Here is a 17,958-nt window from a genome sequence, read left to right on the forward strand (position 1 = left end):
ATGGGCACGCAGCACGGCGCCGAACCGCGCCTCGCCGGCACACCGAAGACCGTCGGCGTCGTCTGGGGGCTGCTGATCCTCAACACGCTCGGCTCCGCCGGGGCGGAGACCATCGTCCCGCTGCCCCGCTCCCTCATCCAGATGGTCACCATGGGCGCGCTGGTCGCCGCGTTCGCTCTGGCGCTCGCGCTCAATGTCCGGCTGCGCATCCGGCCCAGCGCCTACGTGCTCCTGCTCACCCTGCTGCTGGTGCCGAGCGTGATCTCGAGCGTGTACGTGGAGTCAGGGTTCGGCGCGCTGTTCCGCTGCGCCCGGCTGGCTCTGTTCGTCGGCACACTGTGGCTGCTCACCCGCTGGTGGGACGGCGGCCTGACGTTCGTCCGGCACCACATCCGGATGTACTTCGCGGTGCTCGGGTCGGTGGCCGCGGGCCTTGCCATCTCACCGGGCGCGGCCCTGCCCGACATCTACGGCGGGCGCCTCGTCGGCGCGTTGTGGCCGCTGACCCCACCGCAGATCGGGCAGTACGCCGCGGTGATCATCGGGCTCACCGTGCTGCTCCTGCTCGGCCGCAGAACCGACCGGGCCAGTGCGGCGGTCGTCATCGTGCCGTCACTCGTCCTGCTCGGCCTGACCCACACCCGGACGGCCACGCTCGGCCTGTTCATCGGTCTGGCGTTGGCGATCGGCTCGCTCGTCCTGACCAGCGCCGCAGCCCGCCGGTTCTTCACCTGGACGGTGCTGTGCGCCGCGGTGGCTGCGGTGGCGTTCAGCTCCGCGCTCCAGGCATGGTTCCTGCGCGGACAGAGCAAGGAGAACTTCTCCAACCTCACCGGCCGGGCCAAGGTCTGGGACGCCCTGCTGGCCGAACCCCGGACGACTGCGGAGCAGGTGCTCGGCATGGGCCTGGGCGACAAGTCGTTCGGCGGGCTGCCGATCGACAACAGCTGGCTGGCCGTGTACCAGGAACAGGGTCTGATCGGCGTCGCCCTGGTGGCGGCGATCATCATCGTCCTCGGCGGCGTCGCGTTGCTGCGGCCACCGTCGCTGCAGAGGGCCTGCGCGATCTTCCTGATCAGCTACTGCGCGATCGCGTCGTACACCGAGGCCGGCCTTGGCGACGCCTCACCGTATCTGCTGCATCTGGCCCTGGCCGCCTCGCTGTTGGCGGCACCCGCCGCGACCGCCCCTCTCGCGATGCCCGAAGCCCCTCGGCGACACATCCCGCGCTGGGCCCGTAGATCGGAGGTGGTGTGAGCATGCACGTCCTCGTGGTGCACAACCGCTACGCCTCGGCGCAGCCGAGCGGGGAGAACAAGGTCGTCGACCAGGAGGTGGAGCTGCTGCGCGCGGCCGGCCACCGGGTCGAGATGTTCGAGCGGCGCAGCGACGACATCGCCGCCCGGTCCCTGCTCGGCAAGGTGGCGGTGCCGCTGCTCGTGCCGTGGAACCCGGGGGTCCGCGCGGAACTCGCCGCCCGGCTGCGCGCCGACCGGCCGGACGTGGTCCACGTCCACAACGTCTTCCCGCTCCTGTCGCCCGCCGTGCTGGCCGCCTGCGCCGACGCCGGGGTGCCCGCCGTCGCCACGCTGCACAACTACACCCAGATCTGCCCGCCCGGCACGCTGCAGCGGGACGGCCGTCCCTGCACCGAGTGCGTCGGGTCGACGCCGCTGCCCGCCGTCCGGCACGGCTGCTACCGCAACTCCCGTCTTGCCACGGTGCCGCTCGCGGTCAGCCTGTCGGTCAACCGGCGGCGGTGGTGGTCCGGCGTGGAGCGGTTCTTCTGCATCTCCACGGCGCAGCGCGACGTCCTGGTGCGGGCCGGCATGCCCGCCGAGCGGCTGGCGGTGAAGCACAACTTCGTGCCCGACCCGGATGACCGCCGAGCGGGCGAGGGCGAGCATCTGCTCTACCTCGGCCGGCTCGCGGAGGCCAAGGGCGTACGGCTGCTCATGGCCGCGTGGGACGAGATCGCGGCGAGCGGCGGTCTGGGCGTACCACTCGTGATCGCAGGAACGGGACCACTGGAGCGAGAGGTGACCGCCTGGGCGGCGGGCCGGGACGACGTGCGCTACGTCGGCCTGCTGGACCCGGCGGAGTGCCGGAAGGCCGTCGCGCGGTCGGTCGCCGTGGTGGCTCCCTCGACCTGGCTGGAGGCGTTCGGCCTGGTGGTCGTGGAGGCGATGGCCGCGGGGGTCCCGGTCGTCGCCGCCGGGCACGGCGCCTTCGTCGAACTCGTCGAGGACGGGGTGACCGGGCTGCTGCACCAGCCGGGCGAGCCCGCCTCGCTCGCGTCCTGCATACGCCGGATCGCGGCCGAGCCGGGCCGTAACCGGGAGATGGGCGAGGCGGCCCGGCGCCGTTACGAGCGGGACTTCAGCCCGGCCGTCGGGCTGAAGCGCCTCGTTGATGAGTACCGCACCGCGATCGCGGGTCGGTCAGCACAGACTCGCGGCGGGGACACCCGCGCGAGCAGGGGGGATGGGGACAGTAGATGACACGATGCCGACTCTGCGGCTCGGAAGCGATGGCGAGCGTCGTCGACCTGGGGGCGACGCCGCCGTGTGAGAGCTTTCTCGCCGCGGACCAACTGGATCAACCGGAGCCGGCGTACCCGCTTCACCTGCGGGTCTGCACCGACTGCTGGATGGCGCAGATCCCGCCGCTGATCACGCCGGAGGAGACGTTCAAGGAGTACGCGTACTTCTCCTCGTACTCGACCTCCTGGGTGGAGCACGCGCGCACGTTCGTCACCGACGCCGAACAGCGCCTCGCTCTCGGCCCCGACGCCTTCGTGGTCGAGGTCGCGAGCAACGACGGGTATCTGCTGAGGCATGTGGTGGACCGGGGGATCCGCTGCCTGGGCATCGAGCCGTCGGTGAACGTCGGCGCGTCGGCGCGGGACGCGGGTGTGCCCACACTCACGGAGTTCCTGGACCCGGCCACCGGCGCAGCCGTCCGCGAAGAGCACGGCCCGGCGGACCTGGTCGTGGCCAACAACGTGTACGCGCACATCCCCGACGTGGTCGGGTTCACTCAGGGGTTGCGCGCCCTGGTCGCCGACGACGGCTGGGTCTCCATCGAGGTGCAGCACCTGCTGACCCTGATCGAGGACAACCAGTACGACACGATCTACCACGAGCACTTCCAGTACTACACGGTCGCGTCCGCGATCCGGGCCCTTGCGAGCGGCGGACTCGCGCTCGTGGACGTCGAGTTGCTGCCCACGCACGGCGGTTCGATCCGGTTGTGGGCCCGGCCGGCCGAGGTGGCGGGCGAGCCGACGCAGCGGGTGGCCGACGTACTGGCCCGGGAGAAGGCCGCCGGGCTGCAGGAACTGTCCGGGTACACCGAGTTCTCCGCCCGGGTGGCCAAGGTGCGCCGGGACCTGCTCAAGTTCCTCATCGAGGCGGCCGAGCGCGGCGAGACGGTCGTCGGCTACGGCGCCCCGGGCAAGGGAAACACCCTGCTCAACCACTGCGGTATCCGGCCCGACCTGCTCGCGTACACGGTCGACCGCAACCCCTACAAGCACGGCAGGTTCACCCCGGGCACCCGCATCCCGATCCTGCCGCCCGAGCAGATAGCCGCCGACAAACCGGACTACGTCCTCGTCCTCCCGTGGAACCTGCGGACCGAACTGGTCGAGCAACTGTCCTACGTGCACGACTGGGGCGGCCGCCTGGTCTTCCCCATTCCGGAACTGAGCATTGTCGAGGTCCCGTCTCGAAAGGTCACAGCATGAAGGTCGTTCTGTTCTGCGGCGGTTACGGGATGCGGATGCGCAACGGAACCTCCGACGACGTGCCCAAGCCGATGGCGATGGTCGGCCCGCGACCGCTGATCTGGCATGTCATGCGCTACTACGCGCACTTCGGGCACACGGAGTTCATCCTGTGCCTCGGGTACGGGGCCCACCACATCAAGGAGTTCTTCCTCAACTACGAGGAGACGACGTCCAACGACTTCGTGCTGAGAGGCGGGCGGACCGAGCTGCTGTCCACCGACATCTCGGACTGGACGATCACGTTCGCGCAGACGGGCATCGAGTCACCGATCGGGGAGCGGCTGCGCCGGGTGCGGCACCACCTGGACGGCGACGAGATGTTCCTCGCCAACTACGCCGACGTGCTCACCGACGCCCCGCTGCCGGAGATGATCGACCGGTTCGCGCAGCGGGACGCCGGTGCGTCGATGATGGTGGTGCCGCCGCAGTCGTCGTTCCACTGCGTGGAGCTGGGCGAGGACGGCCTGGTGGGGGGCATCACCGCGGTGAGCGAACTGCCGCTGTGGGAGAACGGCGGCTACTTCGTGCTCCGCCAGGAGGTCTTCGACCACATACCCGAGAACGGCGACCTGGTCGCCGACGGATGCGCCCAACTCGCCAAGCGCGGCCGGTTGGTGGCACACCAGCACCGCGGCTTCTGGAAGCCGACCGACACCGTGAAGGAGCGGGCCGCGCTCGACGCCGCCTATGCCCGGGGCGACCGCCCCTGGGCCGTGTGGGAGCAGGACAGCGCCGGGGTGAAGGCGTGATCCGGCTCGGTGCCGGGCCGCTGGACCGGATCGTCGCGGTGGGCGCGCACTGCGACGACATCGCCATCGGCGCGGGCGGCACGCTGCTGACGCTGTGCCTTGCCCGGCCGGGCATCCGTGTCGACGCGCTGGTGCTCTCCGGCGGGGGCAGCGAGCGGGAGCAGGAGGAGCAGGCCGCGCTCGCCGCCTTCTGCCCGGGCGCCGACCTGCGGCTGACCGTGCACAAGCTGCCGGACGGCCGGCTTCCCGCGCACTGGGAGGAGGCCAAGTCCGCCGTCGAGGAGCTGCGTGAGCGGACGAATCCGGATCTGGTCCTCGCCCCACGTACCGATGACGCGCACCAGGACCACCGCGGCCTGGCGCAGCTGATACCGACCGCGTTCCGCGACCACCTGGTCCTCGGCTACGAGATCGTCAAGTGGGACGGCGATCTCGGCCGACCGGCCGCCTACCAGCCCCTGTCGCCGGAGATCGCCGAACAGAAGGTGCGGCTGCTGCAGGAGCACTACCCCTCGCAGCGCCACCGGCCCTGGTACGACCGCGAGGCCTTCCTCGGTCTGGCCCGGATCCGCGGCATCGAATGCCATGAGCGCTACGCCGAGGCATTCGCCGCCACCAAACTCACGCTCAACCTGGGGGACTGAACCTTGCGCGTACTACTGACCGGACACCAGGGCTACCTGGGCACCGTCATGGCCCCGGTCCTCGCCGCCGCCGGACACGAGGTCGTCGGCCTCGACGCCGGCCTGTTCGCCGACTGCGTCCTCGGCCCGGCGCCCGACGACCCGCAGGGGCACCGGGTGGACCTGCGCGACCTCACGGCCGACCACGTGGCCGGGGTGGACGCCGTGATCCACCTGGCCGCGCTCTCCAACGACCCGCTGGGTTCGCTGGCGCCGGAGCTCACCTACGACATCAACCACCACGCGTCCGTACGGCTCGCCCGGCTGGCCCGCGACGCCGGAGTGCGGCGCTTCCTGTACGCGTCGACCTGCTCGGTGTACGGCGCCGCCGGCGGCGACGGCCTGGTGGGCGAGGACGCCCCGCTGCGCCCGGTGACGCCGTACGCGGAGTCCAAGGTGCGGGTGGAGGACGACCTGCACGCGCTGGCCGACGGCGACTTCACCCCGGTGTTCATGCGCAACGCCACCGCCTTCGGCTTCTCGCCCCGGCTGCGTGCCGACATCGTGCTGAACAACCTGGTGGGCCACGCGCTCCTGTCCGGCGAGGTGCTTGTGCTCTCCGACGGCACCCCCTGGCGTCCGCTGGTGCACGCCGCCGACATCGCCCGGGCCTTCGCGGCCGCGCTGACGGCGCCGCGCGAAGCGGTGCACGACCGGGCGTTCAACATCGGCAGCGAGATCAACAACGTCACGGTCGCGGAGATCGCCGGGCAGGTCGCCGAGGCGGTGTCCGGCGTGAAGGTGGTGATCACCGGGGAGAACGGGGCCGATCCACGGTCGTACCGGGTGGACTTCTCCCGGTTCCGCGCCGCGATACCCGGCTTCGACTGCGAGTGGACGGTGAAGCAGGGCGCGCTCGAACTCGCCGACGCCTACCGGAAGTTCGGCCTGACCCGCGAGGCATTCGAGCAACGCTTCACCCGCCTCGCCGTGCTGCGCGCGGCGTCCGACGCCGGCACCGTCGACGACACCCTGCGGTGGCGCCCGTGACCGAGATCGGCGAGGAGATGTACGCGCTGGTGGAGCGGATGTACCCGCTGTGCCGGAGCATCACCGGCGACGGTGTGCGCGCCACCTTGGACATCGTCGGGGAGTACATCCCGCTGCAGAGGCACGAGGTGCCGACCGGCACGCAGGTGCTCGACTGGACCGTGCCGCAGGAGTGGAACATCCGCGACGCGTACATCGCCGACCCCACCGGCAAGCGGGTCGTCGACTTCGCCGCGTCCAGCCTGCACGTGCTCGGCTACAGCGTGCCGGTGTCGGCGACCATGCCGCTGGCCGAGCTGCGGGAACACCTGCACACCCTGCCGGACCACCCGAACTGGGTGCCGTACCGCACGAGTTACTACAAGCCGGAATGGGGGTTCTGCCTCGCCCAGGAGACCCTGGACGCGATGCCGGACGGTGAGTACGAGGTGCGCATCGACTCCGCCCTCGCCGACGGACACCTCACCTACGCCGAGCACGTGGTGCCCGGGCAGGTCTCCGACGAGGTGATCGTCTCCTGCCACGTCTGCCACCCGTCGCTGGCCAACGACAACCTGGCCGGCATCGCGGTGGCGACGTTCCTGGCCCGGGCGCTGGCCCGGCAAACGCCGTACTACACGTACCGGTTCATCTTCGCGCCCGGCACCATCGGCGCGATCACCTGGCTCGCGCGCAACGCGGAGCGGGTGGAACGGGTCAGGCACGGCCTGGTGCTGGCCTGCGCCGGCGACTCGGGCCACCTGACGTACAAGCAGAGCAGACGCGGCGACGCGGAGATCGACCGGGTGATGGGGCACGTCCTCGCCGCTTCCGAACGCCCGCACCGCGTCACCGAGTTCACGCCGTACGGCTACGACGAGCGGCAGTTCTGCTCGCCCGGGTTCAACCTCGGCGTGGGCTCGCTCAGCCGGACCCCGTACGCCGGCTACCCCGAGTACCACACGTCGGCGGACAACCTGGACTTCGTCTCCCCGGAGGCGATGGCCGACACGCTCGCCGTCTGCCGCGAGGCGTTCGCCGTGCTCGACCGCAACCGGCAGTACGTCAACCTCAGCCCTTACGGCGAACCGCAGTTGGGCCGGCGGGGGTTGTACGACGCGCTCGGGGGCCGCAGCGACACCAAGCAGGCCCAGATGGCGATGCTCTGGGTGCTCAACCTGTCCGACGGCGAGCACAGCCTGCTCGACGTCGCCGAGCGGTCCGGGCTGCCCTTCGACACTGTCGCCGCCGCGGCCGACGCCCTGCACGGCGCCGGGCTGATCAAGGCATGACGCCGATGACCACCGAGGGGGAGAAGCCGAGGGCAACGACGAGACCGGCCGGATCCGCGCGGCGGGCCCTCGTCGGCCGGCTGTCCTGGGGACTTGCCGACCAGGCGGCCTCCAGCATCAGCAACTTCGTGGTGGGCATCTACGTGGCCCGCTCGCTCGGGCTGGCCGCGTTCGGTGTGTTCAGCCTGGCCTGGGTGACCTACGGCGTAGTGCTCAACGTCTCCCGGGGCCTCGCCACCGACCCACTCGTGGTGCGCTTCAGCGGCGTGCCGGAGGCGTCCTGGCGCGCGGCGACGGCCCGGTCGACGGGTACCGCGCTCGGCGTCGGAGGCGCCCTCGGCGCGGCGTTCGTCGTGGTCGGGCTGGGTCTCGGCGGCAGTATGGGCGGCGCGTTGGCCGGCCTCGGCGTGGTGCTGCCGGCGCTACTGCTGCAGGACGCCTGGCGGTTCTCGTTCTTCGCCGCCGGCGCCGGGCGGAAGGCGTTCGTCAACGACCTCGTGTGGGGCGTCGCGCTCATCCCGGCCCTGGTGGCGGCGGCCCGCGTGGGCAGCGTGACCGGTTTCGTGCTCGCCTGGGGCGGGTCCGCCGCGTTGGCCGCGGGGTACGGCTGCCTCCAGTCCGGCGTCCTGCCCCGGCCGACCGGAGCGCGCGCTTGGCTTCACGAGCAGCGCGACCTCGGCTACCGATACCTGGTCGAGAACGTCGGCGTCAGCGGCGCGAGCCTGCTGCGGGCGTACGGGCTCGGCTTGGTCGTCGCGGTCAGCGCGGTGGGCGTGGTCCGGGGCGCAGAGCTCCTGATGGGCCCGTTCCTCGCCGTGCTGATGGGTCTCTCGCTGGTCACCGTCCCGGAGGCGGCACGGGTGCTTCGGCAGGCCCCGCACCGGCTGGCCAGGTTCTGCCTCCAGCTCGGCGGCGGGCTGGCCGCCGCCGCGCTGCTCTGGGGCGCCGCCCTGCTGCTGGTGCCGGACCGTCTCGGCGAGCACGTGCTCGGCAGCGTCTGGTACCCATCCTCCGAGCTCATTGTGCCTATCTCGCTCGGCGTCGCGGGCGCCGGCCTCGGCGTCGGCGCGGCGAACGGGCTGCGCGCGCTCGCCGCGGCTCGGCGCAGCCTGCGCTGCCAACTGTTCGCCTCCGCTTGCTATGTCGGCGGTGGGGTCGGCGGGGCCGCCGTGGCCGGCACTGTCGGCTCGGCCTGGGGCGTCGCCGCCGCGAACCTCGGCGCCTCGGCCGTGTGGTGGCTGCAGCTGCGGTCCGCCGTGCGCGAACGCCGGCACGACACCATTCCCGAAGTGAGGACGCCATGACCGCCCATCCCCGATTGAGCATCGGCCTTCCCGTCTACAACGGCGAGGAGTACCTGGCCGAGTCGCTCGACGCCCTGCTCGGCCAGACCTACGAGGACTTCGAGCTGGTCATCTCCGACAACGCCTCGACCGACGGGACCGAGAACATTTGCCGCAAGTACGCCGAACAGGACTCGCGCATCCGGTACCTCCGGCTGCCCCGGAACATCGGCGCCACGCCGAACCACAACCATGTGCTCGCCGAGTCCCGCGGCGAGCTGTTCAAGTGGGCCTCGCACGACGACCTCTACGGCCGCGACCTGCTCCGGCGCTGCGTGGAGGCGCTCGACGAGCGGCCTGACGTGATCCTCGCGCACACCGGCCAGGCAGTCATCGACGGCGACGGCCAGGTGAAGGTGCCCTACGACTACGGGCTCGCCACCGACTCCCCGCACGCCCCGGAGCGCTTCCGTAGCCTGCTGTTCGAGCCGGGCGGCGACGACTTCTACGGCGTGATGCGGACCGACATGCTGCGCCGGGTGAAACCGATGGACAGCTACCACCACGCGGACCGCACGTACGTCGCCGAGATCACCCTGCACGGGCCCTTCCACCAGGTGCCGGAACTGCTGTACTTCCGCCGCGACCACCCCACGCGCGCCGAGCGGGCGAACCCGTCCAAGCGCTCCCGGTGCGTCAACCTGGACCCGCGCCGGGCAGGCCCGCTGCACCCGACGCCCCGGCTGCTCGCCGAGTACGTCTGGGGCTTCGTGTCGGCGATCCGGCGGGCGCCGTTGTCCCCGGCCGACCGGCGCGCGTGCTACCGCCACCTGGCCTCGTGGATGGCCAGCCGGGCCCGGCCGGGTGCGGGCGAGCGGGTCGAGGACCGTGCCCCGGTCGACCCGGGCCGACTCACGGTCTCCGTCGACGCGATCGTCGCCGGCCGCGAGGGGAGGCAGGCATGACCTCCACGAACAAGACTCAGGTGCGCGTCGGGCTGTTCGGCCTGTTCGGCGCCGGCAACTCCGGCAACGACGCGTCGCTCGAAGCCGTCCTCGGCTACCTGCGCGCCGAGCACCCGGACGCGGAGGTCGACGCGCTGTGCGGCGGCCCCGAGATCGTCACCGCCCGGTACGGGATCCCCGCCGCGCGGCTGAACTGGAACCGCGGCGAGTACCGTACCGCGTCGAGCCCCGCCGCCATCGCGGCGAAGGGCCTGGGCAAACTCATCGACGCCGCCCGCACCGCCGCCTGGGTACGCCGCCATGACGTGGTGATCGTGCCGGGCACCGGCGTCCTGGAGACCACGCTGCCGCTGCGGCCGTGGGGCTTCCCGTACTCGCTGTTCCTGCTCTGCGCGAGCGGCCGGCTGCTGCGCTCCCGGGTCGCGCTGGTCAGCGTCGGCGCCTCCGAGATCGGCCACCGGGCGACCCGGACCCTGGTGCGCTGGTCGGCGCGGCTGGCCGCGTACCGGTCGTTCCGGGGCACCTACTCCCGCGACGCGATACGGGCGATGGGCGTGGACACCGCGGGCGACGAGGTCTATCCGGACCTCGCCTTCTCGCTGCCCACGCCGCCGTCGGGCGAGCCGTCGGACCAGCCGGGCCCGGTCTGCGTCGGCGTCATGGCCTGGCACGGCAGCAACGACGAGCGCGCCCGGGCCGAGGAGATCCACCGGCGCTACCTCGACGGGACGGTCCGCTTCGTCCGTGCGCTGGTCGAGGACGGCAGGCCGGTCCGGCTGCTCACCGGGGACGAGCTCGACCGGCCGGTGGCCGCCGCGGTTCTCGACGCGGTGGACTCGCCGCTGGTCACCGTTGCCGAGGCGGCCTCGCTTGCCGACCTGATGAAGGAGGTGGCGGCTGCCGACACCGTGGTGGCGACCCGGTACCACAACCTCATCTGCGCGCTGAAGGTCGGCACACCGACGCTCGCACTCAGCTATTCCGAGAAGAGCGACGATCTCATGGCCCTGATGGGACTGGGCGCGTACTGCCACTCCGCTCGCGAGGTCGACGCCGACCGGTTGCTTGAGCAGTTCCGGGAGCTGGAGCAGCGATCGGCGGAGCTGCGGCGGACCCTCCCCGAGCGGAACCAGGACGCCGCCCGGCGCGTCGAGGACCAGTTCACCGCCTTGACCGCGGCCCTGTTCCCGGCGACCGATCACGCCCACGCTCATCGGGAGACACGATGAAAGCCACCGAAGTCCCGGAGATCGCCGGCGCGTACCTCTTCGAGCCCACGCCGTACGCCGACGAACGCGGCTTCTTCTGCCGCACCTTCGACGCCGACGTGGTCCGCTCGGTGGGCCTCGATCCGAACGCCTTCGTCCAGGACAGCCTGTCCCGCTCGGCCCGGGGCGTGCTGCGCGGCCTGCACCTGCGCTCCGGCGCCGGCGAGGCCAAGCTGGTGCGGTGCTCGTACGGGAGGATCTTCGACGTCGTCGTGGACCTCCGGGCGGACTCGCCGACGTACCTGGGCCGGGCCTTCTTCGAGCTGTCCGACGAGACGCAGGTGACCCTGTACATCCCGGCGGGGTGCGCGCACGGCTTCCAGGCGCTCACCGAGACCGCCGACACCTCGTACCGGATCGACCGCCCGCACGATCCGGCCGAGGACGTGACCATCACCTTCGACGACCCGGAGCTCGCCATTCCCTGGCCGCTGCCGGCCACTTCGATGTCTCAGCGGGACCGGGAGGCGCCGAGCCTCGCCGACGTCCTCAAGCACAGGGAGAGTTGAGGCCGACGTGGAGACTGAAGAGTTCCAGCTGCCCCGGTCGCGGCAGGCGAACGAACGGCTGCACGCCATGATCCCCGGAGGCGCGCACACCTACGCCAAGGGCGACGACCAGTACCCCGAGCACCTGGCCCCGGTCATCAGCCACGGCCATGGTGCCCATGTGTGGGACATCGACGGCAACCGCTACATCGAGTACGGCTCCGGCCTGCGGTCGGTCAGCCTCGGCCACGCCCACCCACGCGTGATCGAGGCCGTGCGGCGGGAGCTCGACCGCGGCAGCAACTTCGTCCGGCCGTCCATCCTGGAGGTCGAGGCCGCGGAACGCTTCCTGGCCACGGTGCCGACCGCCGAGATGGTGAAGTTCGCGAAGAACGGCTCCGACGTCACCACCGCCGCGGTACGCCTCGCCCGCGCCGTCACCGGACGCCCACGGGTGGCCATCTGCGGCGACCATCCGTTCTTCTCCGTCGACGACTGGTTCATCGGCACCACGCCGATGTCCGCCGGAATTCCGGCGGCGACCACCGAGCTCACCGTGGCGTTCCCGTACGGGGACCTGGCCGCCACGGAGGAGCTGCTCACCCGGTACCAGGACGAGGTCGCCTGCCTGATCCTCGAACCCGCCGGCCACACCGAGCCGCCGCCCGGCTACCTCGCCGGGCTGCGCGAGCTGGCCGACCGGCACGGCTGCGTACTGATCTTCGACGAGATGATCACCGGCCTCCGCTGGTCCGAGGCGGGCGCCCAGGGCCTGTACGGCGTCGTCCCCGACCTCTCCACGTTCGGTAAGGCGCTGGGCAACGGCTTCGCCGTCTCCGCGCTGGCCGGGCGCCGCGAGCTGATGGAGCGGGGCGGGCTGCGGCATCCCGGCGACCGGGTGTTCCTGCTGTCCACCACACACGGCGCGGAAACACACTCCCTGGCAGCCGCGATGGCCGTGCAGAGCACCTACGTCGAGGAGGGCATCACCGCACAACTGCACGCCCTCGGCGAGCGGTTGGCCGCCGGTGTCCGGGAGGTCGCGGCGAGCATGGGCGTCGGCGATCATGTCGTCGTCCGTGGCCGGGCCAGCAACCTGGTCTTCGCCACCCTCGGCGAGAACCGGCAGCCGTCACAGCAGTACCGGACGCTGTTCCTGCGCCAGCTCCTCGCGGGCGGCGTACTGGCCCCGTCGTTCGTGGTGAGCAGCGCGCTCAGCGACGCCGACATCGACCGCACCGTGGAGGTGGTGGCCCAGGCATGTGCCGTGTACCGGAAGGCACTTGACGCCGCCGACCCTTCTCCCTGGCTGGGCGGGCGGCCGGTGAAGCCCGTGTTCCGCCGCTTGGCGTGACGTGACGTGCCGTCAGCGACGCGCCTGCCGACCGGCGTCGGCCATCCGGTCGGCCTGCCGGTCGGCGATGCGGTCGACCAGCCACGCGGTCCCCGGTATCACCGCCAGCGCGGTGCACCAGCCGCCGAGGACGTCGGTCGGGTAGTGCGCGCCCAGAGCGACCTGCGCCCAGCCCATGGCGGCGCCGGCCACCAGCGCCGCGCCGAGCACGAGTGACGCCCCGGCCGTTCTGCCGAGGCCGAGCCGACCGGTCGCGACCAGCGCGAGCACGAGGGCGAGAGCGGTGAGGAAGGCGGTGTGCCCGCTCGGGTAGGACAGGTTGCCGGGGCCGTGGATGGTGCGTCCCACCAGGTGCTTGAGCAGCGTCGTCGTCCCCACGGTCAGGCCGGTGCCGACCACGACGAGTACCGCCGCGCGAGGACGCCGAAGCAGCAGACAGCCCGTCACGGCGGCCACGACCAGCATCGCCGCTCCGGCGGGCTCCGCCAGGAAGTCCGTGGCCAGAGCGACGTGCCGCCACGGCGGCCGCACACTGTCCGCCGTCGGCTGGATGATCCACCTGTCCACCCTGCCGGGCTCGCCGTGACCGGCGTACAAACCCCCGACCACCACGACCACCAGCACGGCGAGCGCCGCGATCATCCCGAGCCACGCGCGCAACGACGGGGGCAGCACCGCCGGCGCCGGTCGACCGGTCACACGCCCACCGCGTCCAACCGAGCCCCCATCGAGTCCGACCCACCCTCCAGCGACCACAAACCTACCAAGGATGTCGAGAACGGCGTGACGACTCCGTCCCAGGGGCAGAAGCGACCACCGTGGTCGCATGACCCTAGGAGGCGCACCATGACGAACGACCAGGTCACCGAGGTCCTCAATCGCCCGCTGAGCCAGGAGCTGCTGGCTCGTGACCTCTGCCGCCTGGCCTACGTGGCCAAGGACGGGACACCGCGGAACATCCCGATCGCCTTCACCTGGAACGGCAAGGAGGTCGTGATGTGCACGTCGAAGAACGCTCCGAAGCTGGCTTCGCTCCGTCACAACCCGGCCGTCGCCATCACCATCGACACCGAGGTGCACCCGCCCAAGATCCTGCTCGTCCGCGGCACCGTTGAACTCGACGACGTCGACGGCATCCCCGAGGAGTACCTCGAGATGAACGGCTCCTACGAGATGACGGCCGAGCAACGGGTCGAGTGGGAGGCCGAGGTCCGCTCGCTCTACGACGGCATGGTCCGCATCGTGATGACACCGACGTGGGCGAAGCTGATCGACTTCGAGACGACCTTGCCCAGCGCCGTCGAGGAACTCGTCCGGCAGCGTGCGGAACGTCAGGGATCCCTGTCCTGAAACCCTGTTGGTGGACCACGGCGACCACTGCTAGCTTTCCGGAGGCCGTGCGAGCGAACGAGGAGGTGGTACCCGTGAACGCAGTATCGACATGGGTGCTCCCCTCCGGGGTCACGGTCGGGCGATAGGCAGGTCGTCCGGGAGCGCCGTTCCAGCGCACTCCCGAAAGGCACGACCATGCGATTCACTTCCGAACAACGTCTCGACGGCGGCGTCCTCGAACGCGAATTCACCCTCGGCGAGATCCCCGGCACCCTGTGGACGCCGGAATCCACCGCATCGGCCCCGCTGATCCTGATGGCCCACAACAACGGCCTGCCCAAGCGGGATTCCCGCCTGGTGGCCCGGGCCCGGCTCACCGCGGCGTACGGCTACGCGGTGGCCACCATCGACGCCGCCGGGTGCGGTGACCGGCCCCGTTCCGCCGCCGACGAGCAACTCCGCACCGACCTCCGGCGGGCGATGCAGGCCGGCGAGCCGGTCGACGAGATCTTCGAGTCCCTCGTCGGCCCCCTGGTCGAAAAGGCGGTTCCGGAATGGCGGACCACCCTGGACGCCCTCCTTGCGCTGCCCGAGATCGCCGGCCCGGTCGGCTACTCGGGGTGGACCGCCCTCGGCATCCGCCTCGCGGTCGTCGAGCCGCGCATCGCGGCCGCCGGTTTCTTCGCCGGGGGTTTCGTGCCCCGTGCCCAGCGCGAGGAGGCCCGGCAGGTCACCATTCCGCTGCTGATCCTGCTGCAGTGGGACGACGAAGGGAACCCCCGGCAACGGGCCCTGGACCTCTTCGACGCCTTCGGCAGCAAGGAGAAGACGCTGCACGCCAATCTGGGCGGGCACACCGGCACCCCGTGGTTCGAGCTGGAGGACGGAGGCCGGTTCTACGACCGCCACCTGAAGTGAGGCCGCGCCGCCTGGCGGGCAGCAGACGGTAGGCGGTGTCGGCGGGGACGGCGGCTCACTGGGGATTGGCGGGCACGACGCAGTCGTCGTGTGGCGGGTGGCCCTCCGGCCAGGCCACGCCCACGAGCGTCAGCTGACGCGCGGCGGGGTCGAGGCGGACCAGGGGGACGGCCTTGTCGTAGGGGTTGCCCGCGTTCGTGAGGCAGGTCCAGCCGCCGGCGCCCACCACGCGCAGCTCGGAGTTGAGCTTGCCGAGGTCCTTCCTGATCCGGTCGGTGGAGGGCAGTTCCGCCCCGCTGGTGTTCGCCGCGCGGGCCAGTTCCTTCGACGCGAGCAGGACGACGTCATGCGTCATGATCGTCCGGCCGTCGTCGAGGCTGACCGGGCCGATGGCTCCGGCCTGGTCAGCGATGTCCTGACGCAGGGCGTTCATGGCGTCCTGGGGCTCGGTGAGGTGGCGCGGCGGTTGTGCGTCCTTCCCCTCCGCCTCCCGGGTCCACTTCGCGATCTCGAAGGTCCAGGCGTCGGGGTGTGCGGGCGCCGTGTACAGCACCGAGACCGACGGCTTGCCCGCTCCGGGATCGCCGTTCAGCAGCGCACGCTCCGCCGTGTCCAGGCGCTGGTCCAGTGTCGTGGCGCTGGAGCCGGTGATCACGGTGTAGGACCGCTTCTCCCGGCAGTAGGCGCCGGCGAGTTTCTTGATGAAGATTTCGAGGTGGAAGGCCCGGCCGGCGAAGTAGACGACGCGGGCGTTCGACTGGCAGATGTTGACTGCGAAGTCCTCGAACTCGTTGGGGGTGAGCCCCGGTTCCTCCATGCCGGGCGAGTGGAAGATCATGTCCTGGACCCCGGTGCCCTCGTCGCCCTGGTCCCGGGCTCTGGTGAAGGCTTTCCGAAGGGCTTCGTTGTAGCTGTCGTGCGGCCGGAGGTCGGCGACCAGTGCGGTCTCGGCGCCGGCGAGCCCGGGGTCGAAACGGAGCAGTGCCTCGGCCTGCTTCTCGCTGGTGGGGATCGCCCGGGCGAGACCGGGGAACGGTACGTCGGTACTGTCCTCCGGGTTGGCGAAGTCGCTCGCGGTCACCAGGCTCGCCACAGCCGGGATCTTCAGCGTCCTGGTCACGTGCTGCATGGCCTCGTAGGTGTCCCGCAGGCTGAGATTGAACCCGGCGACGACCCTCAAGTCGGGTTCCCGCTCCACGAGTTCGTCGACCGTGACCCTCCAGTGCCGGTAGTCGAGGCCGGGATTGGCGAGCACGAGACGGATCGGTGGCTTCGCGGCGTCCGCGCCGTTCGCCCGGGCCTGGGCGAGATGGGCGCCCTGCACTTCGCTGAGTATCTGGCGCTGCACAGCCGGGTTGTCCGACTGCAGGGGGACCAGCAGGGCGACCGTCGCGTGCTTCCTGTCCGCGACGGCCTTGTTCTGCTCGGCGATGAGCTCGAAGACCTGGCGCATACCGGGGACTTGGGGCATGAACACATCGGTGCCGTCGGACACTCCCAAGCAGTCGCTCCCGCGCAGGTGGAGGTGCTTGCCACAAGCGGGTGGGGCGTCGGGCTCGCCGCCGAACATATTGATGGCGACTACGACGGCGAAGAGCACGGCCAGCACCCCTGCACCGAGCGTCACGGGGCCGGGGGACAGGTGCGGTTTCATGGCCTGCTTCCCGAAACGACGGGGCGTTGTTCGGGCACCGATCGCAGGTCGACCTGAACGACTCGGCTCGGCAGCGGCTCGTTGCTGCCGTGGATGCGCCACTCCCCGACCCGCTTGCGCTCCTGGAACCGAGCCGGAATCTCCCGCGCCAGACGGTCCGGCCGCACGGCGGGGCACGCACCGTCTGCCGGTGTGGCCGCGCCGGGCTGAGCCGTCGTGATCACCACGGGATACGCGCGGAGATTCCGGGACCCACCGTCGAACGCCGCGAGCAGTCTGTCCCGCACAGCCCTTCGAGCCGGATGCGTGTCGACGTCGGGGACGAAGAACACCGGACGCCTGACCCGGTTCAGGCGCCTCCAGAACCCGTAGTGCGCCGCGATGTCCGCCAGCAGTGCCTCGACGAGCAGGTCCTGCTTCTGCTCCGGGGTCCACTCCCGCCACGCCTCGAGCAGGGCGTGGCAGACCCCGGCGTCGGTCCACGCGTTCCGGAGCCGTACGGTGCGGCGGAACCAGCGCATCGTACGGCGATGGGGGAAGCGCACGACATGGACCAGGTCCAGCCCGGCTCCGACCAGTCCGTTGAACAGGCCTCCTACGTAGGGACTGTGGACGAACTCGTCCATGCGAGCGTGTGCCGTCGGCTTCGTGAGCGCCCTCGCCCGGGCGATGGCGTCCTTCACCGTGCGTACGAGGTCGCTGAGTTGCTCTTGCGGGGACTGCCCGTCTGTGGGGCGCCAGCCGTAGAGGGCCGTCCGGGCCGCGGCGAACCGGGGGAACACGACGGGCAGCGCGAACGGCGGCCGCCCCTCGAATCCGCACCCGTCCGTCATGGCCCGGAGCAGCGCCACGACCTGCTGCTCGTCGTCCATGCCGTCGGTGGCGGCGCGGGCCACGCCGACCGGCAGGGCGCCCTGACAGAGGTCGAGGCACCGGTTCAGCCAGCTTCCGTCGTCACCCTCGATCTGCAGGACCAGCGCCCCGGCCCGCCGCCCGAACCGTGCCTTGCTCCAGCGCAGGCGGTCCCTGACGGCGAGCCGCGCCACCTCCGCGTCCACCTGTTCCCACATATGCGCTCCCCGTTGCCTTCCACGTCATGGCGCCGCTGTTGTTGCCCGGCACGGCGCCGAATCGCGGAGCACTCTAGAAGCCCATGGGGCCCTGACCGTGGAGAAACGGGTGACTTGAGCGTTATTGATCGACGGCCTGCTCA

At 71.2% G+C, this 17,958-nt stretch carries 17 protein-coding genes; 14 read left to right on the top strand and 3 right to left on the bottom strand.

Annotated features, from left to right (window positions below; translation table 11 throughout):
* From ACTWQO_RS00365 to ACTWQO_RS00420, 12 genes are read left to right on the top strand one after another with little or no spacing between them, the layout of a single operon-like run.
* On the top strand, positions 1 to 1,257 hold the full coding sequence (locus tag ACTWQO_RS00365) for an O-antigen ligase domain-containing protein (RefSeq protein ID WP_443235121.1): 1,257 nt from the start codon (positions 1 to 3) through the stop codon (positions 1,255 to 1,257).
* Positions 1,258 to 1,259: 2 nt separating this feature from the next.
* Positions 1,260 to 2,501 (top strand): glycosyltransferase, encoded by a 1,242-nt coding sequence (locus tag ACTWQO_RS00370; protein WP_443235122.1) that lies wholly within the window; start codon positions 1,260 to 1,262, stop codon positions 2,499 to 2,501.
* A complete protein-coding gene (locus tag ACTWQO_RS00375; RefSeq protein ID WP_443235123.1) occupies positions 2,498 to 3,748 on the top strand; it encodes a class I SAM-dependent methyltransferase in 1,251 nt (416 codons plus the stop codon). Before ACTWQO_RS00370 ends, ACTWQO_RS00375 begins: the two co-directional genes overlap by 4 nt.
* A complete protein-coding gene (locus ACTWQO_RS00380) occupies positions 3,745 to 4,539 on the top strand; it encodes a sugar phosphate nucleotidyltransferase (RefSeq protein WP_443235124.1) in 795 nt (264 codons plus the stop codon). Before ACTWQO_RS00375 ends, ACTWQO_RS00380 begins: the two co-directional genes overlap by 4 nt.
* Positions 4,536 to 5,183 (top strand): PIG-L deacetylase family protein, encoded by a 648-nt coding sequence (locus ACTWQO_RS00385; protein WP_443235125.1) that lies wholly within the window; start codon positions 4,536 to 4,538, stop codon positions 5,181 to 5,183. The genes ACTWQO_RS00380 and ACTWQO_RS00385 overlap by 4 nt, the downstream gene beginning before the upstream one ends.
* Before the next feature lie 3 nt (positions 5,184 to 5,186).
* Complete coding sequence (locus tag ACTWQO_RS00390; protein WP_443235126.1) at positions 5,187 to 6,212, top strand: NAD-dependent epimerase/dehydratase family protein; 1,026 nt, start codon at positions 5,187 to 5,189, stop codon at positions 6,210 to 6,212.
* The gene (locus ACTWQO_RS00395; protein ID WP_443235127.1) at positions 6,200 to 7,483 is read left to right on the top strand and encodes a DUF4910 domain-containing protein; all 1,284 of its coding nucleotides are present in this window, start codon (positions 6,200 to 6,202) and stop codon (positions 7,481 to 7,483) included. Before ACTWQO_RS00390 ends, ACTWQO_RS00395 begins: the two co-directional genes overlap by 13 nt.
* 5 nt (positions 7,484 to 7,488) lie before the next feature.
* Positions 7,489 to 8,787 (top strand): hypothetical protein, encoded by a 1,299-nt coding sequence (locus ACTWQO_RS00400; protein ID WP_443235128.1) that lies wholly within the window; start codon positions 7,489 to 7,491, stop codon positions 8,785 to 8,787.
* Positions 8,784 to 9,731, top strand: a complete 948-nt coding sequence (locus ACTWQO_RS00405; RefSeq protein WP_443235129.1) for a glycosyltransferase family 2 protein — start codon at positions 8,784 to 8,786, stop codon at positions 9,729 to 9,731. Before ACTWQO_RS00400 ends, ACTWQO_RS00405 begins: the two co-directional genes overlap by 4 nt.
* Entirely contained in the window at positions 9,728 to 10,960 is a 1,233-nt protein-coding gene (locus ACTWQO_RS00410; RefSeq protein ID WP_443235130.1) for a polysaccharide pyruvyl transferase family protein, read from the top strand. The genes ACTWQO_RS00405 and ACTWQO_RS00410 overlap by 4 nt, the downstream gene beginning before the upstream one ends.
* A complete protein-coding gene (gene rfbC, locus ACTWQO_RS00415; protein WP_443235131.1) occupies positions 10,957 to 11,508 on the top strand; it encodes a dTDP-4-dehydrorhamnose 3,5-epimerase in 552 nt (183 codons plus the stop codon). The genes ACTWQO_RS00410 and rfbC overlap by 4 nt, the downstream gene beginning before the upstream one ends.
* Before the next feature lie 7 nt (positions 11,509 to 11,515).
* Positions 11,516 to 12,841 carry a glutamate-1-semialdehyde 2,1-aminomutase gene (locus ACTWQO_RS00420; protein WP_443235132.1) on the top strand — a complete coding sequence of 442 codons (1,326 nt, stop codon included), beginning with the start codon at positions 11,516 to 11,518 and terminating at the stop codon, positions 12,839 to 12,841.
* Between the two features lie 12 nt (positions 12,842 to 12,853).
* Here ACTWQO_RS00420 and ACTWQO_RS00425 read toward each other — a convergent pair whose 3' ends face one another.
* On the bottom strand, positions 12,854 to 13,540 hold the full coding sequence (locus tag ACTWQO_RS00425) for a phosphatase PAP2 family protein (RefSeq protein WP_443235133.1): 687 nt from the start codon (positions 13,538 to 13,540) through the stop codon (positions 12,854 to 12,856).
* Positions 13,541 to 13,687: 147 nt separating this feature from the next.
* On the opposite strand from ACTWQO_RS00425, the gene ACTWQO_RS00430 reads away from it, so the two are divergent.
* Together ACTWQO_RS00430 and ACTWQO_RS00435 are read left to right on the top strand one after the other, a co-directional pair.
* Positions 13,688 to 14,191 (top strand): pyridoxamine 5'-phosphate oxidase family protein, encoded by a 504-nt coding sequence (locus tag ACTWQO_RS00430; protein ID WP_443235134.1) that lies wholly within the window; start codon positions 13,688 to 13,690, stop codon positions 14,189 to 14,191.
* Between the two features lie 177 nt (positions 14,192 to 14,368).
* A complete protein-coding gene (locus ACTWQO_RS00435; RefSeq protein ID WP_443235135.1) occupies positions 14,369 to 15,091 on the top strand; it encodes an alpha/beta hydrolase in 723 nt (240 codons plus the stop codon).
* A 55-nt stretch (positions 15,092 to 15,146) separates the two neighbouring features.
* On the opposite strand, the gene ACTWQO_RS00440 is transcribed toward ACTWQO_RS00435, so the two are convergent.
* Both ACTWQO_RS00440 and ACTWQO_RS00445 read right to left on the bottom strand, forming a co-directional pair.
* Entirely contained in the window at positions 15,147 to 16,745 is a 1,599-nt protein-coding gene (locus ACTWQO_RS00440) for an amino acid ABC transporter substrate-binding protein (RefSeq protein WP_443235136.1), read from the bottom strand.
* Positions 16,742 to 17,815: a hypothetical protein gene (locus tag ACTWQO_RS00445; RefSeq protein ID WP_443235137.1), complete on the bottom strand. Its 1,074-nt coding sequence runs from the start codon at positions 17,813 to 17,815 to the stop codon at positions 16,742 to 16,744. Before ACTWQO_RS00445 ends, ACTWQO_RS00440 begins: the two co-directional genes overlap by 4 nt.
* Positions 17,816 to 17,958: the final 143 nt, after the last annotated feature.

This window comes from Streptomyces sp. 4N124, from assembly GCF_052245395.1.
GTDB lineage: Bacteria > Actinomycetota > Actinomycetes > Streptomycetales > Streptomycetaceae > Streptomyces.

Bases quoted from the DNA above. Each gene is read 5' to 3' on its own strand.
- ACTWQO_RS00365 (WP_443235121.1), top strand. From the start codon at position 1: ATGGGCACGCAGCACGGCGCCGAACCGCGCCTCGCCGGCACACCGAAG.
- ACTWQO_RS00370 (WP_443235122.1), top strand. From the start codon at position 1,260: ATGCACGTCCTCGTGGTGCACAACCGCTACGCCTCGGCGCAGCCGAGC.
- ACTWQO_RS00375 (WP_443235123.1), top strand. From the start codon at position 2,498: ATGACACGATGCCGACTCTGCGGCTCGGAAGCGATGGCGAGCGTCGTC.
- ACTWQO_RS00380 (WP_443235124.1), top strand. From the start codon at position 3,745: ATGAAGGTCGTTCTGTTCTGCGGCGGTTACGGGATGCGGATGCGCAAC.
- ACTWQO_RS00400 (WP_443235128.1), top strand. From the start codon at position 7,489: ATGACCACCGAGGGGGAGAAGCCGAGGGCAACGACGAGACCGGCCGGA.
- ACTWQO_RS00405 (WP_443235129.1), top strand. From the start codon at position 8,784: ATGACCGCCCATCCCCGATTGAGCATCGGCCTTCCCGTCTACAACGGC.
- ACTWQO_RS00410 (WP_443235130.1), top strand. From the start codon at position 9,728: ATGACCTCCACGAACAAGACTCAGGTGCGCGTCGGGCTGTTCGGCCTG.
- rfbC (WP_443235131.1), top strand. From the start codon at position 10,957: ATGAAAGCCACCGAAGTCCCGGAGATCGCCGGCGCGTACCTCTTCGAG.
- ACTWQO_RS00430 (WP_443235134.1), top strand. From the start codon at position 13,688: ATGACGAACGACCAGGTCACCGAGGTCCTCAATCGCCCGCTGAGCCAG.
- ACTWQO_RS00435 (WP_443235135.1), top strand. From the start codon at position 14,369: ATGCGATTCACTTCCGAACAACGTCTCGACGGCGGCGTCCTCGAACGC.
- ACTWQO_RS00440 (WP_443235136.1), bottom strand. From the start codon at position 16,745: ATGAAACCGCACCTGTCCCCCGGCCCCGTGACGCTCGGTGCAGGGGTG.
- ACTWQO_RS00445 (WP_443235137.1), bottom strand. From the start codon at position 17,815: ATGTGGGAACAGGTGGACGCGGAGGTGGCGCGGCTCGCCGTCAGGGAC.